General features: G+C 69.6%; 19 protein-coding genes. 7 read left to right on the top strand and 12 right to left on the bottom strand.

Annotated features, from left to right (window positions below; all coding sequences use genetic code 11):
* Positions 1–60 precede the first annotated feature (60 nt).
* On the bottom strand, positions 61–999 hold the full coding sequence (locus tag ACFQVC_RS17485) for an LLM class flavin-dependent oxidoreductase (RefSeq protein WP_381831357.1): 939 nt from the start codon (positions 997–999) through the stop codon (positions 61–63).
* Positions 1,000–1,174: 175 nt separating this feature from the next.
* Between ACFQVC_RS17485 and ACFQVC_RS17480 the strand changes: the two genes are divergently transcribed.
* The gene (locus ACFQVC_RS17480; protein ID WP_381831356.1) at positions 1,175–2,062 is read left to right on the top strand and encodes a Cof-type HAD-IIB family hydrolase; all 888 of its coding nucleotides are present in this window, start codon (positions 1,175–1,177) and stop codon (positions 2,060–2,062) included.
* Between the two features lie 9 nt (positions 2,063–2,071).
* On the opposite strand, the gene ACFQVC_RS17475 is transcribed toward ACFQVC_RS17480, so the two are convergent.
* The 5 genes from ACFQVC_RS17475 to ACFQVC_RS17455 all read right to left on the bottom strand — a co-directional run bounded on the left by ACFQVC_RS17475 (position 2,072) and on the right by ACFQVC_RS17455 (position 11,955).
* On the bottom strand, positions 2,072–3,145 hold the full coding sequence (locus ACFQVC_RS17475; protein WP_381831355.1) for a M23 family metallopeptidase: 1,074 nt from the start codon (positions 3,143–3,145) through the stop codon (positions 2,072–2,074).
* A gap of 530 nt (positions 3,146–3,675) precedes the next feature.
* On the bottom strand, positions 3,676–5,415 hold the full coding sequence (locus ACFQVC_RS17470; protein WP_381831354.1) for a GAF domain-containing sensor histidine kinase: 1,740 nt from the start codon (positions 5,413–5,415) through the stop codon (positions 3,676–3,678).
* A 253-nt stretch (positions 5,416–5,668) separates the two neighbouring features.
* Entirely contained in the window at positions 5,669–9,424 is a 3,756-nt protein-coding gene (gene cydD / locus ACFQVC_RS17465) for a thiol reductant ABC exporter subunit CydD (protein ID WP_381831475.1), read from the bottom strand.
* Positions 9,425–9,430: 6 nt separating this feature from the next.
* On the bottom strand, positions 9,431–10,435 hold the full coding sequence (gene cydB / locus ACFQVC_RS17460) for a cytochrome d ubiquinol oxidase subunit II (protein ID WP_381831353.1): 1,005 nt from the start codon (positions 10,433–10,435) through the stop codon (positions 9,431–9,433).
* A gap of 11 nt (positions 10,436–10,446) precedes the next feature.
* Positions 10,447–11,955, bottom strand: coding sequence for a cytochrome ubiquinol oxidase subunit I (locus ACFQVC_RS17455; protein WP_381831352.1), 1,509 nt, complete (start codon positions 11,953–11,955; stop codon positions 10,447–10,449).
* 236 nt (positions 11,956–12,191) lie between these two features.
* Here ACFQVC_RS17455 and ACFQVC_RS17450 point away from each other — a divergent pair, with 236 nt between their 5' ends.
* Complete coding sequence (locus ACFQVC_RS17450) at positions 12,192–12,566, top strand: cyclophilin-like fold protein (RefSeq protein ID WP_381831351.1); 375 nt, start codon at positions 12,192–12,194, stop codon at positions 12,564–12,566.
* Between the two features lie 114 nt (positions 12,567–12,680).
* Here the strand turns inward: ACFQVC_RS17450 and hisC are convergent, their stop codons facing one another.
* On the bottom strand, positions 12,681–13,760 hold the full coding sequence (gene hisC, locus ACFQVC_RS17445) for a histidinol-phosphate transaminase (protein ID WP_381831350.1): 1,080 nt from the start codon (positions 13,758–13,760) through the stop codon (positions 12,681–12,683).
* Positions 13,761–14,151: 391 nt separating this feature from the next.
* Between hisC and ACFQVC_RS17440 the strand changes: the two genes are divergently transcribed.
* From ACFQVC_RS17440 to ACFQVC_RS17430, 3 genes are all read left to right on the top strand, one after another.
* The gene (locus ACFQVC_RS17440) at positions 14,152–15,258 is read left to right on the top strand and encodes a LacI family DNA-binding transcriptional regulator (RefSeq protein WP_381831349.1); all 1,107 of its coding nucleotides are present in this window, start codon (positions 14,152–14,154) and stop codon (positions 15,256–15,258) included.
* A gap of 186 nt (positions 15,259–15,444) precedes the next feature.
* Positions 15,445–16,482 (top strand): metallophosphoesterase, encoded by a 1,038-nt coding sequence (locus ACFQVC_RS17435; protein WP_381831348.1) that lies wholly within the window; start codon positions 15,445–15,447, stop codon positions 16,480–16,482.
* A 182-nt stretch (positions 16,483–16,664) separates the two neighbouring features.
* The gene (locus ACFQVC_RS17430) at positions 16,665–17,534 is read left to right on the top strand and encodes a hypothetical protein (protein ID WP_381831347.1); all 870 of its coding nucleotides are present in this window, start codon (positions 16,665–16,667) and stop codon (positions 17,532–17,534) included.
* A gap of 126 nt (positions 17,535–17,660) precedes the next feature.
* Here ACFQVC_RS17430 and thiC read toward each other — a convergent pair whose 3' ends face one another.
* Positions 17,661–19,454, bottom strand: coding sequence for a phosphomethylpyrimidine synthase ThiC (thiC, locus tag ACFQVC_RS17425; RefSeq protein ID WP_381831346.1), 1,794 nt, complete (start codon positions 19,452–19,454; stop codon positions 17,661–17,663).
* Positions 19,455–19,653: 199 nt separating this feature from the next.
* Between thiC and ACFQVC_RS17420 the strand changes: the two genes are divergently transcribed.
* Positions 19,654–21,015: a YibE/F family protein gene (locus ACFQVC_RS17420; RefSeq protein ID WP_381831345.1), complete on the top strand. Its 1,362-nt coding sequence runs from the start codon at positions 19,654–19,656 to the stop codon at positions 21,013–21,015.
* A gap of 102 nt (positions 21,016–21,117) precedes the next feature.
* Here ACFQVC_RS17420 and ACFQVC_RS17415 read toward each other — a convergent pair whose 3' ends face one another.
* The 4 genes from ACFQVC_RS17415 to ACFQVC_RS17400 all read right to left on the bottom strand — a co-directional run bounded on the left by ACFQVC_RS17415 (position 21,118) and on the right by ACFQVC_RS17400 (position 23,380).
* Positions 21,118–21,555 (bottom strand): SsgA family sporulation/cell division regulator, encoded by a 438-nt coding sequence (locus ACFQVC_RS17415; RefSeq protein WP_381831344.1) that lies wholly within the window; start codon positions 21,553–21,555, stop codon positions 21,118–21,120.
* 101 nt (positions 21,556–21,656) lie between these two features.
* The gene (locus ACFQVC_RS17410; protein ID WP_381831474.1) at positions 21,657–22,370 is read right to left on the bottom strand and encodes an IclR family transcriptional regulator; all 714 of its coding nucleotides are present in this window, start codon (positions 22,368–22,370) and stop codon (positions 21,657–21,659) included.
* Positions 22,371–22,615: 245 nt separating this feature from the next.
* Positions 22,616–22,831, bottom strand: coding sequence for a DUF5326 family protein (locus ACFQVC_RS17405; protein WP_381831473.1), 216 nt, complete (start codon positions 22,829–22,831; stop codon positions 22,616–22,618).
* 231 nt (positions 22,832–23,062) lie between these two features.
* Positions 23,063–23,380, bottom strand: coding sequence for a cupin domain-containing protein (locus tag ACFQVC_RS17400; RefSeq protein WP_381831343.1), 318 nt, complete (start codon positions 23,378–23,380; stop codon positions 23,063–23,065).
* Between the two features lie 71 nt (positions 23,381–23,451).
* On the opposite strand from ACFQVC_RS17400, the gene ACFQVC_RS17395 reads away from it, so the two are divergent.
* Positions 23,452–23,832, top strand: coding sequence for a phage holin family protein (locus tag ACFQVC_RS17395; RefSeq protein WP_381831342.1), 381 nt, complete (start codon positions 23,452–23,454; stop codon positions 23,830–23,832).
* Positions 23,833–23,841: the final 9 nt, after the last annotated feature.

The raw sequence follows: 23,841 nt of genomic DNA, 5'->3' as shown, positions 1-23,841 counted from the left end.
CGGACGCGCCCCACACGAGGCAGTGCGGCCCCGGCGGACCCGCACCGCACAAGAGCACCCTCAGATCTGAGCCGGCCCCTCCGTGACGATCCGCTCGAACACCTTCTCGTCGGCCGCGAAGTCCGAACCCGCGATCGGCCAGTGCACGACGATCTCGGTGAAGCCGAGCTCCGCGTGCCGGCCCGCGAAGTCGACGAAGGCGTCGAAGGAGTCGATGGGCCGGCGGCCCGCGCGCGTCGCCGGGTTGAAGTCCGGCGTGAAGCCCGTGAGCAGCACCTTGTCGAGCTCCGCCACATCACGGCCCGCGTCCGCGCAGGCCTTGCCCAGCTTGGCCATCTGACCCCGCAGGGCCTCGAAGGACTGCTCGGGCGTGCCCGCCTCGTACAGCTTCGGGTCCCCGGTCGTCACCCACGCCTGCCCGTACCGCGCGGCCAGCTTCAGCCCTCGCGGCCCGGTCGCGGCGACGGCGAACGGCAGCCGTTCGCCCTGCGCACAGCCCGGCACATTACGGGCGTCGGTCGCCGAGTAGAAGGTGCCCTCGTACGTCGTACCGGCCGGCTCCCGCAGCAGCTGGTCGAGGAGCGCGACGAACTCGGCGAACCGGTCCGCGCGTTCGCGCGGCGTCCAGGGCTCCTCGTCGCGCTTCAGGAGCGTGGTCGCGTCGAAGCCGTTGCCGCCCGCACCGATGCCGAGCGTGATCCGGCCGCCGGAGATGTCGTCCAGGGAGATCAGCTCCTTGGCGAGGGTCACCGGGTGGCGGAAGTTGGGCGAGGTGACCAGGGTGCCGAGGCGCAGCCGCGAGGTCGCGGCCGCGGCGGCGGTCAGCGTCGGCACGGCACCGAACCAGGGTCCGTCGCGAAAGCTCCGCCAGGCCAGGTGGTCATAGGTGTACGCGGCGTGGAAACCCAGCTCCTCGGCGCGCTGCCACCGGGCACGCCCGCCGTCGTGCCAGCGGTGGATGGGCAGGATCACGGTGCTCAGGCGCAGGGGAGAGGTCATGCCCAAAGCCTACGATCGCCCGTGTGATGCGGCCGCCCGTGGCCGACCACCGTGACGGGCACCCGCGCACCGATGCACGGAGTTGCTCATCGGCGCCCCGGCATTCAGGCACTCAGATACTCACCGGCGCTCACGCGTACTCAAATGTGCACCCACAAGCACGACCATGCGGCATATGCGGAACAATGCCGACGTGACCTCGACACCCCCACAGACTCCTGCCCCCACGCCCCGGACCCGGTTGATCGCCACGGATCTGGACGGCACCCTGCTCCGCGACGACAAATCGGTGTCGGACCGTACGATCGCCGCACTCGCCGCCGCCGAGGAAGCCGGAATCGAGGTCTTCTTCGTCACCGGCCGCCCCGCCCGCTGGATGAATGTCGTCAGCGACCACGTCCACGGCCACGGCCTGGCGATCTGCGGGAACGGCGCGGCCGTCGTCGATCTGCACGGCGGCCCCGGCGCCCACCGCTTCGTCAAGATCCGGGCCATCGCGCACGAGACCGCCCTGGAGGTCGTCGACATCCTGCGCACGGCCGCCCCCGGCACCTCGTTCGCCGTGGAGCGCACCGGCGGCATCCACCACGAACTCCCCTACCCGCCGCTGCACCTCGACCCCGCGGTCACCATCGCCCCCGCCGAGAAGCTGCTCGCGGAGGACTCCGACGTCGCCGACCAGCCGGTACTCAAGCTCCTCGCCCACCACGCCGAGCTGTCCCCCGATGCCTTCCTCACTCTGGCCCGCGAGGCCATCGGCGACACGGCCACCGTCACCCGCTCCAGCCCGACCGCGCTCCTCGAGATCAGCGCCGCGGGCGTCTCCAAGGCGAGCACCCTGGCCCTGTGCTGCGCCGAACGCGGCATCACCCAGGACGAAGTGGTCGCGTTCGGGGACATGCCGAACGACGTCGAGATGCTGACCTGGGCGGGTACGTCGTACGCGATGGGCAACGCCCACCCGGACGTCATCGCCGCCGCGTCCGGCCGCACCGTCGCCAACAACGAGGACGGCGTCGCGGTCGTCATCGAGCAGATCCTGGCCGACCGCCTCGGCGGCTGAGGGCGCAGCTCACAGCCGGACGCCCCGCTCGGCCAGCCACTTGCGGGGATCCACACCCGACCCCAGATGCGGAGTGAGCCGCACCTCGAAGTGCAGGTGCGGCCCGGTCGAGTTGCCGGTCGTGCCCGCCTGCCCGATCCACTGCCCCACCCGCACCCGGTCGCCCTGGTCGACGGTGACGGCCGCGAGGTGCGCGTACTGCGTGTAGTAGCCGCCCGCGTGCTGCAGCACCACTTCCATGCCGAAGCCCTGCCCGCAGGTCACCCGCACCACGCGCCCGGCACCGGCGGCCCGCACCGGCGCACCGATACCGACGGCGAAGTCCTGGCCGGTGTGCCGGTTCGCCCAGCGCTCACCGGATCCCCCGAACCCGGCGGAGAGTTCATACGTCTCGACCGGCGCGACCCAGGCCTGCCCTGCCGCCGGTCTGCTCCGGCCCTGGTCGAGCCGTACGGCGCCCCGGCACTTGCCCGCCGTGACCTGCCGGTCGGCCTCGTGCTGCAGCGTCCACCGGGCCTGTTCGAGGCGCTGCTCGATCCCCCGCTTCAAGGCCGCCAGCTTCGCCTTGCGTACGTCGAGCGCATGCCAGGCCGCCTTGGCGTTCTGCTCCCCGGTGTCCAGGGAGCGGGCCGCCCGCTGGGTCTTGGTGATGGCGTTGTCCATCGCGAGATCGGCCTGCCAGGCGGCACGCTGACCCCGCATCAACTGCTCGGGGTCATCGGCCATGAGCAGTTGCGCGGTGTACGAGACATCGCCCCCTGAGCGGTACTGGACGCGGGCGATCCGGCCCAGGTCCTCGTGCAGCAGCCGCAGTTCCCGCCGCTCGCGCTCGACCAGGCGCTCCAGCCTCTTGGCCCTGGTGCGCTGCTCCTCGGCCGCGCGCCGCCCCGACTCGTACTTCTCCGTGGCCGCCGCGGCCTGCTCGTAGAGCCGCATCACATCTGTACTGAGGCTCGGCCCGTCGGAAGCGCCGTCCCCCGGACCGCGCGTTCCGGCGGCGGACGGAGCGCCGCCCGCGATCAGCACGATGAGCGCACACAGCACCACCGGCACGGTCAGCGTTCGGCGAGAGCAGTGGCGCATGCACGCGATCGTCACCCGCGATCAGTCACAGCGCTCGTACGAGGGGTGCGCGAGGACGGCGCTTGACCCGTAAGGGGCACAAGAACAGTGCCGTACAGGGCACAAGAACTGTGCCGAACGGCGCACAAGAAGGGTGCCCGGCAGCGGCTACCGGACCTCCCCCGCAATTCGCCCCCGATGAGAGCAACGGCCTCCTCCCGAACAGGGCACGAGAATTGTGCCGAACGGTGCACAAGAAGGGTGCCCCCGGATCACGGTCCCGGCCCGGAAACAGCGCCCCCTGCCCCCTCTCCCGGGCCGCAAGCCGGCGCGCACCGGCGAGAGCCCGTCCGGCATGTGAGGACGAGCCCGAAGGGCGATGTGGCGGCACTCAGCACAGTGGGGCGCGCACAGCAAGCGCGGGCGGCACTCCCGAAGAACAGGCAGACCAGGCCCAAATCGGCTTTGCCGTGCCCCGTTAGGGGCGCGGGGAACTGCGCGACCAGCCACGACGCACCCGCAGGTGCCATGCCGGACTTCCCGCGGAGCGCCTAGTGCGGCGCCTGCCACACCACCGTCGTGCCGCCCCCGTCCCCCTCGAGCCCCGGCCCGTACCAACTGTCGCCGCCGAGCGACTCCGCCCGGCGCTTGAGGTTCTTCAGACCGCTGCGCCGCCCGCCCTCGGGGATGCCCACGCCGTCGTCGGCCACGGTGAGACGTACGCCGGGGCGGCCGTCCGGCAGCGTCACATCCGCGTCGACGACGACCTCGATCCGGGAGGCCTGCGCGTGCCGGAACGCGTTGGACAGGGCCTCACGCAGAGCCGCGATGAGGTTCTTGCCGCTGAGCTCGCCGACCACGGAGTCGACGGGCCCGAGGAACCGGTGCGAGGGCTTGAAGCCCAGCGGCACCGCCGCCATGTTGATCTCCCGGAGGACCCGGGTGCGCAGACCGGAGGGCGCCTCGGCCGGGCCCTGCTGCAGGGCGAAGATCGCGGTACGGATCTCCTGGATCGTCACGTCCAGCTCGTCCACCGCCTTGCCGACGCCGATCTGCACCTCCGGTACCACCGAGCGGCGCTGGGCGCTCTCCAGCATCATCCCGGTGGCGAACAGCCGCTGGATGACGAGATCGTGCAGATCACGCGCGATCCGGTCACGGTCCTCGAAGACCGCGAGCCGCTCCCGGTCCCGCTGCGCCTCGGCCATCATCAGGGCGAGCGCCGCCTGCGCCGCGAACTGCCCGGCGAGCGTCTTCTCCGCCTCCGTGAAGGGCTGCGCGCCACGGGTGCGGGGGGTGGCGAGCGCGCCCAGCACCCGGCCGCCGCTGTGCAGCGGGAGCAGCATGTTGGGCCCGTACTCCTTGGCCAGATCGGTGATCATCCGGGGGTCGGCGGCCGAGTCGTCGATGAACACCGGCTCGCCGGCGAGGAGATGGTCGACCGCGGGGGACTCCGGCGGAATCACCGCGCCGAGCGGCCGCACCGGGCCGTCCGACGCTATGGCCACGATCTCCAGACCGCCCTCGGCCGCCGGCAGCAGCACGATGCCCGCGTCGGAGTCGGCGAGCTTGCGGGCCTGCTCGGCGACGACGGTGAGCGCGTCGTCCACGTCGGCGCCGGACAGCAGGGCCGTGGTGACGGCCACCGAGCCGTCGATCCACCGCTCGCGCTGCCGCGTGGCCTCGTACAGGCGTGCATTGCCGATCTGGATACCCGCCTCGGTCGCGAGCACCTTCACCATGTGGAGGTCGTAGACGCTGAACGCGCCGCCGCCCTGCTTCTCGGTCAGATAGAGATTGCCGAACACCTCGCCGCCGACCCGGATCGGTACGCCGAGGAAGGTGCGCATCGGCGGATGGTTCGGCGGGAAGCCGACCGAGCGGGGATCGGCCGTCAGATCGTCGAGGCGCAGCGACACAGGGTCCTTGATGAGCGCCCCGAGCAGACCGCTGCGGCCGTCCGGCAGATCACCGATGCGCTTCCGTTCCTCCTGCGAGACGCCGTAGGTGACGAAGTCGGCGAGGCCGTCGCCCTTGTCGTTGATCACGCCGATCGCGGCATATCTGGCGCCCGTGAGGCTGGCCGCGGTCTCCGCGATCCGGTCCAGGGTGGTGTGCAGATGCAGCCCGCTGCCGACCGAGACCATCGCCTCGAGCAGCTGCGGCAGCCGCGCCGCGAGCTCTTCGGGCAGCGCCTGAAGGCTCCGCGCCGCCTGCTCGGCGGCGGCCGAGCCGGTCACATCCCGGTCGGGGAAGGGCGGCGGTTCTTCGGGGACTGCGGGGGCTGCCATGCCCTTGAGACTAGTTAGTCCTATTTGCCGAGGAAAGTCGGGTACGACCTGCCGGGCCCGCTGAGCACTCCGCGGGAAGTCCGCCGTGTCACCTGCGGCTGCGTGCTGGTATGTCACCTGCGGCTGCGTGCTGGTATGTCACCTGCGGCTGCGTGCCGACCGGTCGCACGGCGGAGCCGTCCCTCCGCCCGGACCTCGACCGCTCCTCTGCCCGGACCTCGCCTGCCCCCCTCTACCCGGACCTCGCCCGCTCCTACCGCCCGGCAGCGACCGCCAGCAGCTCCGTGTCCCGCTCGCGCTCCAGCATCCGGGCCAGCTGTCCGTCCGTGCGTCCGGCGAGCTCCGCGAATCCACCGCGCTGCACGACCCGCCCTTCGTCGAGCACGATCACCTCGTCCACGGCTTCGAGCCCGGCGAGCCGGTGCGTGATCAGCAGCGTCGTACGTCCCTCGGTGGCCGCGAGCAGATCGGCGGTCAGGGCGTCGGCGGTGGCCAGGTCGAGATGCTCGGCGGGTTCGTCCAGGACGAGGACGGGGAAGTCGGCGAGCAGCGCCCGGGCGAGCGCGAGACGCTGCCGCTGCCCGCCGGAGAGCCGCGCCCCGTGCTCGCCGACCAGTGTGTCCAGGCCCTGCGGCAGCGACTCCGCCCACTCCAGGAGCCGGGCGCGGGCGAGGGCGTCGCGCAGCTGGTCCTCGGTGGCGTCCGTCCTGGCCAGGCGGAGGTTCTCCCGGATCGAGCTGTCGAAGATATGCGCGTCCTGGGCGCACAGGCCCACCACCCGGCGCACCGCGTCGCTGTCCAGCTCGTACGCGTCCGTCCCGCCCAGTTCGTACGTCCCCTCCTCGCCGTCGAGGAACCTGAGCAGTACCTGGGCGAAGGTCGTCTTGCCCGAACCCGAGGGCCCCACGACGGCGATCCGGCGGCCCCGGTGCAGGGTCAGCTGCATATCGGCGAGCGCGTCCCGCACCTGTCCGGGATGGCGGGCGCGCAGTCCGCTCACCCGTACCGGGAAAGGCTCGGCGGATGCCTCGGTGCGCGGCGCCGCCGGTTCCCGTACCGGCTCCGGGGCGTCGAGCACCTCGTACACCCGCTCCGCGCTCTTGTGCACGCGCTGCCGGAACTGCACGGCGAGCGGCAGTCCCGCCACGGCCTCGAACGCGGCGAGCGGCGTGAGTACGACGACCGCGAGCGCCACTCCGTCGAGCCGCCCCTCTCGTACCGCACCGATCCCGGCCAGGGCCGCGGCGGCCACGGTCAGTCCGCAGGCGAGCGCCGAGAGGCCGGCGCCGAGCGCGGTCGCGGCGGCTCCCCTGGAGGCGATGCCGGTCAGCTCCTTGTCGGCCTCGCGGGCCCGGTCCATACGCGATCCGAGGGCCCCTGCGACGGTCAACTCGGCCGTCCCGGTGAGCAGATCGGCCGCCCGGGTGGCGAGCGCCCCGCGGGCGGGCGCGAGGCGGCGCTCCGCCCGGCGTGCGAGGGCGCCGCTCAGCAGCGGCACCCCGACCCCGGCGACGAGAAGGCCCACCGCCAGCAGCAGCCCCGCCTGCGGCAGCAGCCAGGCGGTGAATCCGACGGCGCCGGCCGAGACGACGACCGCCGCGCCCGCGGGCAGCAGCCACCGCAGCCAGTAGTCCTGCAGCGCGTCCACATCGCCGACCAGACGGGCCAGAAGGTCGCCACGCCGGGACTTCCTGAGCCCGGCGGGCGAGAGCCGCTCCAGCCTGCGGTAGACGGCGACACGGGTGTCGGCCAGCATCCGCAGCACGGCATCGTGTGTGACCAGGCGCTCGGCGTACCGGAAGACCGCACGCCCCAGGCCGAAGGCCCGCGTCGCGGTGACCGCCACCATCAGATAGAGCACCGGCGGCTGCTCGGACGCCCGCGCGATCAGCCAGCCCGATGAGGCCATGAGGCCGACCGCACTGCCGAGCGCGAGGCTGCCGAGCAGCAGACCGAGCAGCAGCCGGCCACGCCGTTCGTGAGCCATCGCGCGCACCCGGGACAGAACCCCACGGTGCTCCACTGCCCCTGCGGCATCGCGCACGGGCCCCGCCGCCCCGCCGCCGGACTCCGCCCCCGTACGCCCGGCTTCCAGGGCCGCACGTCCGGCCTCGGCAGTCGTGTGTCCGGAGGCCATCGCCGTACGGTCGGAGGCCATCGCCGTACGGCCGGACTCCACCGCCGTACGCCCGGAGCCCTCCGCCCCGCCGTTGAGATCCTCCGCCGCCCGGTCCATTTCCTCCGCGACGAGGGCCGGGTCAGGCGCATACGCCTCGTCGACCCGCACGGGCGCCCTGACAGGACTCCCCTGCGACGCCGGGACGGAGGACGCCAAGGCCTCAACCCCCGAAGTCCGTTCCCCGTCGGCCTGTTGGGGCGTGAGGCGGACCACCCGGTCCGCCACCGCGAGGAGCGCCGGCCGGTGCACCACGAGCAGCACCGTGCGGCCCACGGCCAAGCGACGGACGGCGTCCACGATCTCCGCCTCGGTCTCCCCGTCCAGGGACGCCGTGGGTTCATCGAGGAGCAGCACCGGCCGGTCCGCCAGGAACGCCCGCGCCAGGGCGAGCCGTTGCCGCTGCCCGGCGGAGAGGCCGACCCCGTCCTCGCCGAGCGGTGTCCGCGTACCCTCCGGCAGAGCGGCCACGAAGGCCGAGGCCCCCGCGTCGCGCAGCGCCTGCCGGACCGCTTCGTCCGAGGCCCCGGGCCGCGCGAGCCGCACATTGTCCGCGATGGTCCCGGCGTACATATGCGGTCGCTGCGGCACCCAGGCGATCCGCTCCCGCCAGGCCTCCATCGCTACGGTGGTGAGATCGGTGCCGCCGACGCGGATCCGCCCTTCGTCGGGGCGTACGAACCCCAGCACCGCGTTCAGGAGCGTCGACTTGCCCACTCCGCTGGGCCCGACCAGCGCGACCGTCTCACCTGGTTCCACGTGAAACGTCGCGTCCTCGACGGCCGCGGTGTCCCGCCCCGGGTACCGGACCGTCACACCCTCGACGTGCAGCGTCCCGGTGGGCGCGGGCCCGTTGCCGGACGCCGGCACTTCGGTCTCCAGGACTCGGAAGATCTCCTCGGCGGCGGCCAGTCCTTCGGCCGCCGCGTGATACTGCGCTCCCACCTGACGCAACGGCAGATAGGCCTCGGGGGCGAGGACCAGCACGACGAGCCCGATGTACAGATCCATCTCACCGTGCACGAGCCGCATGCCGATGGTCACCGCGACCAGCGCCACCGACAGCGTCGCGAGCAGTTCCAGGGCGAAGGAGGAGAGGAAGGCGATCCGCAGGGTGCGCATCGTCGCCTGCCGGTACTCGCCGGTGATCCGCCGGATCGACTCGGCCTGGGCCTTGGCGCGGCCGAACACCTTCAGCGTCGGAAGCCCCGCGACCACATCGAGGAAGTGCCCCGAAAGCCGGGAGAGGAGCCTCCATTGACGGTCCATCCGGGCCTGGGTCGCCCAGCCGATGAGGACCATGAACACCGGAATGAGCGGCAGGGTCACCACGATGATCGCGGCCGACACCCAGTCCTCGGTGACGATCCGGGCGAGCACCGCCACCGGCACCACGACCGCGAGCCCCAACTGGGGCAGATAGCGCGCGAAGTAGTCGTCGAGCGCGTCGACCCCACGCGTGGCCAGTGCGACCAGAGACCCGGTCCGCTGCCCGCTCAGCCAGCCGGGGCCGAGCGCGGCGGCCCGCTCAAGGAGCCGTCCCCGCAGCTCGGACTTGACGGCCGCGCCGGCCCGGTGCGCCGCCAGCTCGGTGAGCCAGCCGACAAGCCCCCGCCCGAGAGCGACGGCCGCGAGCAGCAGGAGAGGCGTCCGCAGCGCTGAGGCGTCGAGCCCCTTCTGGAATCCCCCCACCACGACCTCGGCGATCAGCATCGCCTGGGCCACGACCAGGCCCGCTCCGGCGAGCCCGAGGATCACTACCGCGATCAGGAAGAAGCGGGTGGCCCTGGCGTACCGGAGCAGGCGCGGGTCGATCGGTTTCACGTGAAACAGCCCCAACTAGTGCGCATCGGCGGCAATGTGCTGGGTGCCGATCCTCTTGCGGAACACCCAGTAGGTCCATCCCTGGTAGAGCAGCACGACCGGAGTCGCGATCCCCGCACACCACGTCATGATCTTCAGGGTGTACGCACTCGACGAGGCATTGGTGACCGTGAGGCTCCAGGCCGGGTCGAGCGAGGACGGCATGACATTCGGGAAGAGCGTCAGGAACAGCATCGCAACCGCGGCGGCGATCGTGACCCCGGAGAGCGCGAACGACCAGCCCTCACGCCCCACCTTGATGGCCCCGATGGCCCCGACGAGAGCGAGCACCGCGACGATCATCGCGACCAGGCTCTTGCCGTCGCCCTTGTCGGCCTGTGTCCAGATCAGGAAGCCGAGCGCGAGCACCGCGGTCAGCAGCCCCAGCCCGAGCGCCAGCTTCCGCGCCCGCATCCGGATGTCCCCGACCGTCTTGAGGGCCACGAACACCGAGCCGTGGAAGGTGAACAGCGACAGCGTGACGAGTCCGCCCAGGATCGCGTACGGGTTGAGCAGATCCCAGAAGTTGCCGACGTACTCCATATCCCTGTCGATCTTCACCCCGCGCACGATGTTGCCGAAGGCCACGCCCCAGAGGAGCGCGGGGACCAGCGAGGTCCAGAAGATCGCGTGTTCCCAGTTGGTCTGCCAGCGTTCCTCATCGCGCTTGTGCCGGTACTCGAAGGCGACACCGCGAATGATCAGGCAGATCAGGATGAGCAGCAGGGGCAGATAGAAGCCGGAGAACAGCGTCGCGTACCACTCGGGGAAGGCGGCGAAAGTGGCGCCGCCCGCCGTGAGCAGCCACACCTCGTTGCCGTCCCAGACGGGCCCGATGGTGTTGATGAGGACCCGCCGCTCCTTGCGGTCCCGGGCAAGCAGCTTGGTCAGGATCCCGACCCCGAAGTCAAAGCCCTCGAGGAAGAAGTAGCCGATCCACAGGACCGCGATCAGTACGAACCAGACGTCGTGGAGTTCCATACCTCAGCTCCTCAGTACGAGAAGGCCATCGGCCGGTCGGCGTCACGATCGTCGCCGCCGATCTTGGTGGGCGGGTTGAGATCGGCCTCCGTGAGTTCGGGGGGTCCGGCCTTGACGTACTTGATCATCAGCTTGACCTCGATCACGGCGAGCGCCGCATACAGCAGGGTGTAGACGGCGAGCGAGGTGATGACCTCGCCCTGGGAGACATTGGGGGAGACGGACTGGGCCGTCTGGAACACGCCGAACACGGTCCACGGCTGACGCCCCATCTCGGTGAAGAGCCAGCCCCAGGAGTTGGCGATCAGCGGGAAGAGCATGGTCCACAGGGCCACGAGCCAGTACCACTTGGTGAGCTTCGGGCTGAGTGCCTTGTTCTTGAAGAGCACCAGGTTCGGCACTTCGTCCTCACCCACCCGCATCGCCTGCGGCAGCATGAACTTCTTGCGGGTCAGCCACAGCCCGAGCAGTCCGATGCCGAGCGAGGCCATCCCGAAGCCGATCATCCAGCGGAAGCTCCAGTAGGCGACCGGGATGTTCGGGCGGTAGTCGCCGGGCCCGTACTTCTCCTGCATCTCCTTGTTGAGGTCGTTGATGCCGGGGACGCGCTCGTCGAAGTTGTTGTGGGCGAGGAAGGACAGCAGGCCGGGGATCTCGATGGCGACCTTGTTGTGGCCCTCGGCGACATCCCCGTACGCGAAGACCGAGAAGGGCGCGGAGTCCTGTCCGTCCCACAGCGCCTCGGCTGCCGCCATCTTCATCGGCTGCTGCTCGAACATGATCTTTCCGAGCGTGTCACCGCTGATGGCGACGAGCAGCCCGCTGGCGGCGACGGTGACGAGGCCGAGGCGCAGCGAGGTCTTCATGACCGGCACATGCCGCTTACGTGCCAGATGGAAGGCGGCGATACCGACCATGAACGCCCCGCCGACCAGGAAGGCGGCGGTGATGGTGTGGAACATCTGGGCCAGTGCGGTGTTCTGGGTCAGCACATGCCAGAAGTCGGTGAGCTCGGCTCGCCCCTTCTCGTGGTTGATCCGGTAACCGACCGGGTGCTGCATCCAGGAGTTGGCCGCCAGGATGAAGTACGCGGAGAGGACCGTGCCGATCGACACCATCCAGATCGTCGCCAGATGCAGTTTCTTCGGCAGCTTGTCCCAGCCGAAGATCCACAGTCCGATGAAGGTGGACTCGAAGAAGAAGGCGATGAGGGCTTCAAACGCAAGGGGAGCGCCGAAGATGTCGCCGACGAACCGCGAGTAGTCGGACCAGTTCATGCCGAACTGGAACTCCTGCAGGATGCCGGTCACGACACCCATCGCGATGTTGATCAGGAAGAGCTTGCCCCAGAACTTGGTGGCCTTGAGGTACTTCTCCTTCTCGGTCCGCACCCATGCGGTCTGCAGGCCTGCGACGAGCGCGGCGAGCGAGATCGTGAGGGGGACGAAGAGGAAGTGGTAGACGGTGGTGATGCCGAACTGCCATCGCGCCAGGGTCTCTGGCGCCAGAGCCAAGTCCACGTCGTCAGTCTCCTTACGTCGCCGTGGTCACAGCGGCAGTTTGCCCCTTTAATCCCATGCATCACGGGACCAAACGGGACACGTTTGTGAACGCGTTCACATTCACAAGCATTATGTCGTACTGACTGTCGGGATCTGCAGGCGGGGTCTCCTTGCGGCGGCCGCGAGCGGCGGCCCCTCAGGAAACCCTGGGCCACCCCTTCCCAAGAACTTCAACATCTTGTTGAATCCGCGGCATGCAGATCCGAATCTCCTGGCCCGCCGGGCATCTCACCGCGACCCTCGAGGACACCCCGACCACCCAGGCGCTGCAGCAGGCCCTGCCTCTCTCCGCCACCGCCAACACCTGGGGCGAAGAGGTCTACTTCGACACCGGAGTCAGCGTCGAGCGCGAGGCCGGCGCCCAGCAGGTCGTCGAGCCCGGCACCGTCGCGTTCTGGACCGACGGTGACGCACTCGCGCTGCCGTACGGGCCCACGCCGATATCGCGAGGCGACGAGTGCCGCCTCGCGAGCCCCTGCAATCTGCTCGGCGCCCTCGACGGCGACCCCCAGCAGCTCGCCACCGTGCGCGGCGGCGACCCGATCCGGGTGGAACTGGTCGCCGACTGAGCCCTCCGCGGGAAGGCCGGGCACACCGCCTGCCGGTGCGCCGTGGCCGACCGCTCCCCGCGCCCTGCGGGTGCGCCGTGGCCGACCGCTCCCGCCGCCCTGCCGGCGCCCCGGCTACAGCTCCTTGCGGAAGGCCTCGGCCGTCTTCAGGAAGATGTCATTGGCCTCGGGCTCGCCGATCGAGGCCCGCATGCCCTCACCGGCGAAGGGCCGCACCACGACTCCGGCCTTCTCGCAGGCGGCCGCGAAGTCGACCGTGCGCTCCCCGAGGCGCAGCCAGACGAAGTTGGCCTGTGTCTCGGGGACCGTCCACCCCTGCTCCCGCAGCCCCTCGACCACACGCGTGCGCTCGCCGACCAATGAGCCGACCCGGCCGAGCAGTTCGTCCTCGGCGCGCAGCGAGGCCACCGCCGCGTCCTGCGCCAGCTGGCTCACGCCGAAGGGCACCGCCGTCTTGCGCAGCGCCGCCGCCACCGGCTCATGGGCGACGGCGAAGCCGACCCGCAGCCCCGCCAGGCCGTAGGCCTTGGAGAAGGTGCGCAGCACGCACACATTGGGCCGGTCCCGGTAGATCTCGATGCCGTCGGGCACCTCGGGGTCGCGGATGAACTCGCGGTACGCCTCGTCGAGCACGACGAGCACATCGCTCGGCACCCGGTCCAGGAAACGCTCGAGCTCGGCCCGGCGCACCACCGTGCCCGTGGGGTTGTTGGGGTTGCAGACAAAGATCAGACGGGTGCGGTCGGTGATCGCGTCCGCCATCGCGTCGAGGTCGTGCACCTCCCCCGCCGTCAGCGGCACCTGCACCGGCTCCGCCCCGCTGATCCGGGTGATGATCGGGTACGCCTCGAAGGAGCGCCAGGCGTAGATCACCTCGTCGCCGGGGCCGCTCGTGGCCTGCAGGAGCTGCTGCGCGACGCCCACGGACCCGGTGCCCGTGGCCAGATGCGAGAGCGGGACGCCGAAGCGCTCCGACAGCTCGTTCATCAACGCCGTGCAGGCCATGTCCGGGTAGCGGTTGAAGGCACCGGCCGCGGCCGTCACCTGCTCCATCACACCGGGCAGGGGCGGATACGGGTTCTCATTGGAGGACAGCTTGTACGCCACCGGGCCGCCGGCTGCGGCGGGCTTGCCCGGCTTGTACGTCGGGACGCCGTCCAGCTCGGCGCGCAGCCTCGGGGTCTTGTCGCTCACCGCAGGTCCTCCTCGTGCCACCCAGGTCTGAATACTGCACACCCTATGAGGATTCGGCTCCGCTGCGAATGCCCTGTGGAAAACCGTCTGAGGTCCCCGGCCCCGCCTCGGGTCTCGGCGTACAGGGAGGGGGGAGCGCCCCTTGTCGGTCCGTGCGCCGGTGGCTCGCGCCGTGGCGCGCATCACCCGTGAAGGTGAGTTGAGACCTCTTCGAGACCTCTGGTACGTGTCAGGCCCTCAGGCGTCGACAAGCAACCGATCACCCTACTTTCTCTCAACTCCCTTATTTTCCAAGGTCATTGACAGGGTTTCACCATGCAGAAACGTGCCTGTCAACGCGTGCATATGCACCCACGACGACCGCCCGCATGAGCCCTACTATCGGCTCGCCATGACAGCAGCAGGGAAGCACCAGGTGAGCCGGGCGCAGACTCGGGGAAGCCGGCAAGGTCGGGCGGGCATCCGGGACGTTGCCGCCGCTGCCGGGGTCTCCATCACGACCGTCTCCGACGCGCTCAACGGCAAGGGCCGGCTCCCCGACGCCACCCGCCAACATGTCCGCGAGGTCGCAGACCGGCTGGGCTACCGCCCATCCGCAGCGGCCCGCACGCTCCGTACCGGCAAGTCCGGCCTCATCGGCCTGACCGTGACGACCTACGGGGATGAACCTTTCACCTTCACCGAGTTCGCGTACTTCGCGGAGATGGCGAGAGCCGCGACCTCGGCCGCACTCGACCGTGGCTATGCCCTGGTCATCCTCCCGGCCACCTCGCGCCACGACGTGTGGTCGAACGTCGCCCTCGACGGCACCGTCGTCATCGACCCGTCCGACCAGGACCCGGTCGTCACGGAGCTGGTGCGGCAGGGGCTCCCCGTCGTCTCCGACGGCCGCCCGGCGGGATCGCTGCCGGTCACCGCCTGGGTCGACAACGACCACGAGGCCGCCGTACTCGGCATCCTCGACCATCTCGCCGCAGCCGGTGCCCGTCGTATCGGACTGCTCACCGGCACCACCACGGACACCTACACCCGGCTGTCCACCACCGCGTATCTGCGCTGGTGCCGCCGGATCGGCCAGGACCCGGTGTACGAGGCCTATCCCGCGCACGATCCCTGTGCGGGGGCCGTGGCCGCCGACCGGCTGCTCGCCCGCCCCGACCGCCCCGACGCCGTCTACGGCCTCTTCGACCCCAACGGCACGGATCTGCTCGCCGCGGCCCGCCGCTACGGTCTGCGCGTACCCGAGGACCTGCTGCTCGTCTGCTGCAGCGAGTCCACGGTCTACTCCCACACCGAGCCGCCGATCACCACGCTCTCCCTCAAACCGCGTCGTATCGGCACGGCCGTCGTGCAGCTCCTCATCGACGCCATCGAGACCGGAGGAACGGGCCAGCCGATCGAGCAGGTGATACCGACGGAACTCATCGTGCGGACGTCTTCGCAGCGTCGTTCGCCCCGCACGACCGTCAGTCCGCCGCGCCCGCCGGGAAAGGGATAGCGGAGGGTTACCCCCAATTCGGGAGAAAACCGCGGTCAACCACGGGTCCGCGCTCGATTCAACACCCCTGGTGCATCACACAGCGCGAGCCGCATTCCTATGATGGGCGCACGACACCGCGGACCGCTGCGACCAGGCCGTCCGATTCCGGTGGAGAAATGCGGCGCAACGGTGGTGGAGGGGTCGATGACTCAGGGGGCCGGTCAGGGACCCGCGGTGCGTACGGACACGGTGCGCGACTTCCGCGTACCCGCATATGTGCACCAGGCCGGCCAGGATCCCGCGCCTAGCGAGGTTCCCGAGGGCTATACGCCGACGCAGCGCGATCTGCCGGTGGTGAACCGCGGTGACACGGTTCAGGTCCAGATGCAGGCCACCGGCGACCCAGTGGGAACGCCGAACGGTCTCGGCCCGCTCTTTGTCGTGGGCGATGTCCACGGCTATCTCGATGAGCTCCTCGCCGCGCTGCGCGAGCGGGAGCTCATCGACGAGGCGGGCGACTGGTCGGCGGGCAACACCCGCCTCTGGTTCCTCGGCGACTTCACCGACCGCGGGCCCGACGGCATCGGCGTGATCGACCTCGTCATGCGGCTGTCCGCACAGGCCGCGGCCGCCGGCGGCTACTGCAAGGCCCTCATGGGCAACCACGAGCTGCTGCTCCTCGGCGCCAAGCGCTTCGGCGACACCCCCGTGAACTCCGGCGCCGGCACCGCCACCTTCCAGGCCGCCTGGCTGCTCAACGGAGGCCAGAAGTCCGATATGGACCGGCTGCAGGATGTCCATCTGCAGTGGATGTCCCGGCTCGACGCCATCGAGCTGGAGGACGGGCACCTCCTGATGCACTCGGACACGACGGCGTATCTGGAGTACGGCGACTCGATCGAGGCGGTCAACGACACCATCCGCGAAGCACTCACCCGTAATGACGCCAATGAGTGCTGGGACCTGTTCCGCAAGTTCACCAAGCGCTTCGCCTTTCGCGACGAGTCCGGGCCCGAGGCCGTGCGCGAGCTCCTGGCCGCCTATGGCGGTACGCGGGTCGTCCACGGGCACAGCCCGATCCCGTATCTGCTCGGCGAGGTCGGCTCCGAGGACGGCGAGGACAGCGACGGCCCCCAGGTGGAAGGGCCGCATGTGTACGCGGACGGCCTCGCCATCGCCATGGACGGCGGCGTGACCATGGCCGGAAAACTCCTTGTGTGCCAACTTCCCCTGGATAACTGAGCGTTGATCGGGCAGGCGTAGCACAAGCGGAACGTCCCTGACCAGGGCCCAATTTCCGGAAACCCCCTGTCACCGCGTGCCGTAACCGCTCTACCATCTGCTTATCCGTAGCAGGCTCTCCTCCGTTTCCGCCCAACTGCCCGTGACCACACGGGCGCCCAGGCCCTACGGAGCATCGGGGGATGCACATGAACAGCGCTCCGCACCTGCTGAATGAGGACCGCCAAGAGTACGAGCGGATCCTCGATGAGGCGCTGCGCTCCGCACCACAACGCCCGGATCTGGCCGCAGTCGGCGAACGACTCAATCCCGAGCAACTGCGCACGATGGCGCTGAACGCCACAGCGCTGATCACCGCCGCCGCCGCGACCGAATACCAGCACTACGTAAAGGTTCGCGAGGAACTGCGCGAGCCGGCTCCTGCCAGCCCACCCGTACGCGAATCCAACACCGCGGATCCGGGCGGGGGTTCGATGAACCTCGCCACGACCGTGGGCTCCGTGGGTGAAGTCGCCGAGACGGCGGGCGCCGGCCTGGTGGCCGTCCTCGCGGTCCTGGCCCCGGTCCTCGCGGGCACCGCCGCGGCGATCTTCCTGCTCGTCGGCTACATACTGAAGATGCTCAATCCCGAGCCCGCTTTCGCCGACACCCTGCTGACCGCGGGCTGGCTGTTCGGCGCGCTCACCGCGGCCGGCATTCTCGTGGCGGCGGTAGGTCTGCTGCTGACCGCCCTGCGCAATGGCGCGACCTCCCTCCAGGCAGGCGCCCAGGGGGAGTTGAGCGAGGAGGTGGCCCGCGCCAGGGAAGTCTGGCGGCAGGCGCTTCTCGAACGCGGCGTGCTGCCCTTCCTGCGCGACGCACTGGCCGAGCCGCCCGGAAGCGGGATCAGCTCCCGGACCGGTTCGGGCAACAACCGTATGCCGCACCTCGGCTACCACCGCCCAGGGTTCAGCAGCCCCGACGGCGGCCCGGAGGCGGGGCCACGGCCGAGCTACTCGAGCCCGGACTTCTCCAGCCCCGACTTCGGCGGTCCGGACCACCAGCCCGAGTAGGGCGGCGAGCCGGACCGTCCGAAGGCCCGTTTCACGTGAAACGGGCCTTCGGACAAGCGCGTTGACCCCGGCCGCAGGACTGTCCGGCCACAGGACTGGCCGACGCAGGACTGCAGCGCCTCGCGGTCAGTCGGCGATCGGCAGATACACGCGATTGCCCGCCGCCGCGAACTCCTTGGACTTCTGCGCCATACCCGCGGCCGCTTCATCGAGCTCGCTCTGGCCGTCGCCGTGCTCCCGCCGGATGTCATGCGAGATCTTCATGGAGCAGAACTTCGGCCCGCACATGGAGCAGAAGTGCGCGGTCTTGGCCGGCTCGGCGGGCAGGGTCTCGTCGTGGAACTCCCGTGCCGTGTCCGGGTCGAGGGCCAGATTGAACTGGTCCTCCCAGCGGAACTCGAAGCGCGCGTCGGAGAGCGCGTCGTCCCAGTCCTGCGCCCCGGGGTGCCCCTTGGCCAGGTCCGCCGCATGCGCCGCGATCTTGTACGTGATCACGCCGGTCTTCACGTCGTCCTTGTTCGGCAGGCCCAGGTGCTCCTTGGGCGTGACGTAGCAGAGCATCGCCGTGCCCCACCAGCCGATCATCGCGGCGCCGATACCCGAGGTGATGTGGTCGTAGGCGGGCGCGATGTCCGTGGTCAGCGGGCCGAGCGTATAGAACGGCGCCTCCTCGCAGATCTCCTGCTGAAGGTCGATGTTCTCCTTGATCTTGTGCATCGGGACATGTCCCGGGCCCTCGATCATGGTCTGTACGTTGTGCCGCTTGGCGATCTGGTTCAGCTCACCCAGCGTCTCCAACTCGGCGAACTGGGCACGGTCGTTGGCATCCGCGATCGAGCCGGGCCGCAGACCGTCGCCGAGCGAGTACGTCACGTCGTAGGCCGCGAGGATCTCGCAGAGCTCCTCGAAGTGCTCGTAGAGGAAGCTCTCCTTGTGGTGGGCGAGGCACCACGCGGCCATGATCGAGCCTCCGCGCGAGACGATGCCCGTCTTGCGGTTGGCGGTCAGCGGGACATACGGCAGCCGCACACCCGCGTGCACGGTCATGTAGTCCACGCCCTGCTCGGCCTGCTCGATGACCGTGTCCTTGTAGATCTCCCAGGTCAGCTCCTCGGCCTTGCCGTCGACCTTCTCCAGGGCCTGGTAGAGCGGCACGGTGCCGATCGGCACGGGGGAGTTGCGCAGGACCCACTCGCGGGTGGTGTGGATATTGCGGCCGGTGGAGAGGTCCATGACCGTGTCCGCGCCCCACTTGGTGGCCCAGGTCATCTTCTCCACCTCCTCCTCGATGGAGGAGGTGACCGCGGAGTTCCCGATGTTGGCGTTGACCTTCACCAGGAACCGCTTGCCGATGATCATCGGCTCGATCTCGGGGTGGTTGACGTTGGCGGGGATGACGGCGCGGCCCGCGGCGACCTCGTCGCGTACGACCTCAGGAGCGACGTTCTCGCGGATCGCGATGAACTCCATCTCCGGTGTGATCTCCCCGCGGCGGGCGTACGCGAGCTGCGTCACCGCCTGCCCGTCACGGCCCCGGCGCGGCTGCCGTGGGCGTCCGGGGAAGACCGCGTCGAGGTTCCTCAGACCGCCGCGCGGCGAGGTGTGCTTGATGCCGTCGTCCTCGGGGCGGGCCGGGCGGCCCGCGTACTCCTCGGTGTCGCCGCGGGCGATGATCCAGTTCTCCCGCAGCGGCGCCAGGCCGCGGCGGACATCGGTCTCGGCTGTGGGGTCGGTGTACGGGCCAGAGGTGTCGTACAGGGTCACGGCCTTGCCGTTGGTGAGGTGCACCTGGCGGACCGGCACCCGCAGATCGGGGCGCGAGCCCTCGACATACGCCTTGTGCCAGCCGATGGACTTCCCGGCCCCGCTCTCGCCGTCGGCAGAGTTCGAGGCAGGCGTGCTTGTGTCCGAAACGGTCATGATGACCTACTCCCTACGCCGGCATTACCCGGTAACAGGTTCGGCGGTCGACGCAGCGGCTTCCGTATGTCCCATACGGAGGTCAGCGCCCTCTCAGCCCGGTGCTCCGAGCTCCCGCGATTGCAAAGGTGCCCCCACGCTAGCGTCACATCGGCCACGCTGAACAGAGGGCCCCATCCGTTCTTGCGATGATCGGTCGGTGACCACCACGCAGCAGCCACCTCAGCCGCCCTCCGAACCGCCGCACGGCCACACGCACAGCCACGGCCCGGCCGCGCCGGTGTCGAAGCATCTGCGCAAGGTCATCGCCGCGGTGCTCATCCCCTTCGCCACCGCGGTACTCGTCGGGCTCGCGGTGCTCTGGCCCGGCGGTGCGCCGGCGCATGAGCGCTCCGGAGTCGGCTTCGACCGGCAGACCGAGTCGGGCAAGGTGGTCCAGGTCGACCAGGTCGACTGCAAGGACGTGAACGCCTCTCAGACGCCGCCCACCGGTGACACCTCCACCCCCGAGGGCCAGGAGGCGCAGCGCTCCCAGAGCGGCACGTGCGAGAAGGCGACGGTCGAGGTGACCAGCGGCAAGGACAAGGGCCGCACCTTCGTCGAGGTCGTCCAGCCGGACGCACCACGGCAGTTGCACAAGGGCCAGGGCGTGGTGGTGGCCTACGCGCCTGGGGCGCCCAAGGAGTTGCAGTACTCGGTCACCGATGTGGACCGCGGCGTGCCGATGTGGATCCTCGCCGCGATCTTCGCGGTGGCCGTGGTCGTGGTGGGCCGGATGCGGGGCTTCATGGCGCTGATCGCCCTCGCGGTCAGCTTCGCCGTACTGACCCTCTTCATCCTGCCGGCGATTCTGCAGGGCTCGAACCCACTGATCGTCGGGGTGGTCGGGGCCAGCGCCATCATGCTGATCGCGCTCTATATGTGCCATGGCCTCACCGCGAGAACCTCGGTGGCGGTCCTGGGCACCCTGATCTCACTGCTCCTGATCGGGCTGCTCGGCTCGCTCTTCATCGGCTGGGCGTATCTGACCGGCAACACCGACGACAACACCGGTCTGATCCACGGGCTCTATCCCGATATCGACATGAGCGGTCTGCTGCTCGCGGGCGTCATCATCGGTTCGCTCGGTGTGCTCGACGATGTGACGGTGACCCAGACCTCGGCGGTGTGGGAGCTGCACCAGGCCGACCCGACGATGGGCGCCAGGAAGCTGTACCGCGCCGGCATCAGGATCGGCCGGGACCATATCGCCTCCGTGGTGAACACCCTGGTGCTCGCCTATGCCGGTGCGGCCCTTCCGCTGCTGCTGCTCTTCTCCATCGCCCAGAGCAGCGTCGGCACGGTGGCCAACAGCGAGTTGGTGGCCGAGGAGATCGTGCGGACCCTGGTCGGATCGATCGGTCTGGTCGCCTCGGTGCCGGTGACGACGGCACTCGCCGCGCTCCTCGTCTCCGCCGACAAGGACGCAGGCAAGGCCAAGGACCTGGCCGCCCGGGGCGCCCCGGGCGCCGCGGGTCGTGCTCCGGTACGTGGAGGGCGTGGCCGCCGCCGCAAGCGCTGAGCCGGCAGCCGGCCGGTCACCGGCGGACCGCCTCGCCCGGGCGGCACCGAGGCGTTCCACGGGGCGCCGAAGCGTTTCAGCTGAGTGAGGGAAGAGCGGTTCTCAGCCCGCGCTCGGCTCCTCCGCCAGGATGCGGCCGAGCGCCTCGTCCAGGTGCGAGTCGAAGTCGGCGAGCGTCCGCTCCTGGCCGAGCGGCACCAGCTTGTCCGTACGGTCGAGGAACGCGATCAGCGGTGCGATACCCGCCCGGAACAGTGCCTGGTCGCCGCCGACCTGCAGCCGGATGACGGCCTCGGTGAGCGGCTCGGGTCCGTCGGGCGCGATATGCACATCCCCGTCGCCGCAGGGCCCATTGATCCCGTCGACCAGGAGCTCCCGGCTGAAGGCCCAGGTCACCGGTGCGTCGCCGGGCAAGTGGAAGGTCAGCCGCACGGCATACGGGTCGCGGGTCTCGTACCGCAGTTCCACCGGAATGCGGAAGGAGAGTTCCTCGGAAACGAGAAAGCTCATCATGACCTCTGCCTGTACCGACTCGCGCATCGCCTACCCCGTTGCTGTGCCGTTGAGTTGGCCAGGAATCATCTTCCCGACACTCATGGCATCTTGCTGAACGTACTCAACAGATCACAAGGAGTGAGTTTTCAGATACTGATAGAGAACGCCAGCGTGGCGAGCTTTCTGCCCACGTCACTCTGCAACTCACGCACCGCCGGCAGCAGCCGGTCGGCCTGATGAACGGGCAGCGAGATCGCGAGCGTGGCCGCCGTGGTCCCCGCCGTGATGGGTACCGCGGCGCACACGGTACCCAGGGCGTACTCCTGCCGCTCCACGACCGGCTGCATCCGGCCCATCCCCGAGAGACGGCGCAGCAGCGCCCGGTCGTCCCGCACCGAGTACGGGGTGATGGACTGCACCGGGTAGCGCGAGAGATGGTCCCGCTTGGTGTCCTCGTCCAGTTGGGACAGCAGGCACTGGCCGATCGCGTGGGCGTGGGCGGTCTGGCGGAAATCGGCCCATTCCTCGACCGCGGGGCTGCCCGGGGTATCTGCGATGTCCACCACCTCGACCTCTCCGTCGCGGTAGATGGCGAAGTACACGGGCACCCCGATGGCATCGCGCCAGTGCGCGAGGACATCTCCGACCATGGTGCGCCGGTGGTGCTGGGCGCCGCTGCTGGTCAGCCGCTCGGCCGCGGCGCCGAAGACGAACACGCCCTTCTCCCGGCGGAGATAGCCCTCGTGCGTCAGGGTGCGCAGCAGGTGATAGGCCGTGGGGAGGGCGAGCCCGGCCTCGCGCGCGAGTTGTTTCGCAGGCGCGCCGTCCTCATGCGCCGCAACGGCTTCCAGCAGACGCATGGCGCGCTGGACGGAGCCGATGAGAGTGGGGGCGGCTGGAGTCCTGACTGCCGTGGCCAAGGTTCAACTCCCGAGGCGCGTGGGGTTCCTCGTGGGGGGGGGAGACGAGGGTGGGCGGAACACCCGCCCTCGGGGCCACCCGTCGGTCTTCGGACTCTAGCCCCGCCGCACGCCCCGCGGTGGCCATGGCCGGAATATTCCCCCTGCCGAGCGAACCGACGCCTCGGGTTAACCGGTACCTCGGATTACCAGTCGCTGCGCGAAGAGGACGAGGAGGACATGAACTTCCGTACGACGTAGATGAGTCCACCGACGAGCGCCGCGAAGACCAGAAGCTTGAAGAGCAGGCCGACGACGAATCCGACGACGCTGGCTATCAGGCCCCCGAACACGACCAGAGCGATGACCGGCACCGCGACCCACTTCACCCACCACGGCATACCCGCGAATATCTCCCGCACGGCCATCGTCTTCTCCTTCTTCCTCCGGCTTCTCTCCGGATACCTGGTCGCTCCGAGTCCTGTCTCCGAGCTTCTGCTTCGATGCTAGGTGCGGGAGATGGCGTACGGGGGCCGCGCAGCCCTTGTCCTTCCCTGACCCGACCCCTAGGGAGGATCAGGGTCCGACCCTCAGCCGGACCCTGCCCCAGCCCTCGGCCGGGCCCTTCTCAGCCCTCGGCCGGGGCCCCTCGCTCAGCCCTCGGGAGGCGAGAAGACCACGAGAACCCGCAGGTCCTCGGTGATGTGATGGAACTTGTGCGGCACCCCTGCGGGCACATAGACCACACTGCCGCGCCCGACCGTCGTGGTCTCCATCCCCACGGTGACCGAAGCACGCCCGCTGGCGATGAAGTACACCTCGTCCTGGTTGTGCGGCTGCTGTGGGTCGCTCTGCCCGGCGTCCAGGGCGTACAGCCCGACCGACATGTTCCGCTCCCGCAGAAACTGCAGGTAGGCCCCTTGATTGGCGACCCGTTCCGCCTCGAGCTCATCCAGCCGGAATGCTTTCATCGACCCTGTCCGCCCTCACTGCCGCCGCACGCCGGTGCCCGGCGCCGATCACGTCTGCCACGATCAGACACATGAAGAATTTCGTAGTCAAGACGATCGCCAATTCGGCGGCCCTCGCGGTGGCCATCTGGCTTCTGGACAAGATCACCCTTACCGGCCAGAGCACGCCCAAGAAGGTGATCACCCTCATCCTGGTCGCCCTGCTCTTCGGCGTCGTCAACTTCCTGGTCAAGCCGGTCGTGAAGCTGCTGACCTTCCCGCTGTTCATCCTGACCCTCGGCTTGATCACGCTGGTGGTCAACGCCCTGATGCTGCTGCTCACCTCGTGGCTCGCCGACAAGCTGAACCTGAGCTTCCACGTCGAAGGCTTCCTGACGGCCGTACTCGGTGGCCTGATCATCAGCATCGTCTCCTGGGCGATGAACGTGGTCCTGCCCGACGACAAGGACTGACGACCGCAC

This window comes from Streptomyces monticola, from assembly GCF_042665355.1.
Lineage (GTDB): Bacteria > Actinomycetota > Actinomycetes > Streptomycetales > Streptomycetaceae > Streptomyces > Streptomyces monticola.
The sequence above is the reverse complement of the archived record's forward strand: the minus strand, read 5'-3'. Positions and strand labels throughout refer to the sequence as shown.

Excerpts from the sequence above, each read along its gene's own strand:
- ACFQVC_RS17400 (WP_381831343.1), bottom strand. The coding sequence starts at position 23,380 with ATGAAAGCATTCCGGCTGGATGAGCTCGAGGCGGAACGGGTCGCCAAT.
- ACFQVC_RS17440 (WP_381831349.1), top strand. The coding sequence starts at position 14,152 with ATGACAGCAGCAGGGAAGCACCAGGTGAGCCGGGCGCAGACTCGGGGA.
- cydB (WP_381831353.1), bottom strand. The coding sequence starts at position 10,435 with ATGGAACTCCACGACGTCTGGTTCGTACTGATCGCGGTCCTGTGGATC.
- ACFQVC_RS17450 (WP_381831351.1), top strand. The coding sequence starts at position 12,192 with ATGCAGATCCGAATCTCCTGGCCCGCCGGGCATCTCACCGCGACCCTC.
- thiC (WP_381831346.1), bottom strand. The coding sequence starts at position 19,454 with ATGACCGTTTCGGACACAAGCACGCCTGCCTCGAACTCTGCCGACGGC.
- ACFQVC_RS17475 (WP_381831355.1), bottom strand. The coding sequence starts at position 3,145 with ATGCGCCACTGCTCTCGCCGAACGCTGACCGTGCCGGTGGTGCTGTGT.
- ACFQVC_RS17415 (WP_381831344.1), bottom strand. The coding sequence starts at position 21,555 with ATGCGCGAGTCGGTACAGGCAGAGGTCATGATGAGCTTTCTCGTTTCC.
- ACFQVC_RS17470 (WP_381831354.1), bottom strand. The coding sequence starts at position 5,415 with ATGGCAGCCCCCGCAGTCCCCGAAGAACCGCCGCCCTTCCCCGACCGG.
- ACFQVC_RS17430 (WP_381831347.1), top strand. The coding sequence starts at position 16,665 with ATGCACATGAACAGCGCTCCGCACCTGCTGAATGAGGACCGCCAAGAG.
- ACFQVC_RS17485 (WP_381831357.1), bottom strand. The coding sequence starts at position 999 with ATGACCTCTCCCCTGCGCCTGAGCACCGTGATCCTGCCCATCCACCGC.
- ACFQVC_RS17395 (WP_381831342.1), top strand. The coding sequence starts at position 23,452 with ATGAAGAATTTCGTAGTCAAGACGATCGCCAATTCGGCGGCCCTCGCG.
- ACFQVC_RS17435 (WP_381831348.1), top strand. The coding sequence starts at position 15,445 with ATGACTCAGGGGGCCGGTCAGGGACCCGCGGTGCGTACGGACACGGTG.
- ACFQVC_RS17480 (WP_381831356.1), top strand. The coding sequence starts at position 1,175 with ATGCGGAACAATGCCGACGTGACCTCGACACCCCCACAGACTCCTGCC.
- ACFQVC_RS17410 (WP_381831474.1), bottom strand. The coding sequence starts at position 22,370 with ATGCGTCTGCTGGAAGCCGTTGCGGCGCATGAGGACGGCGCGCCTGCG.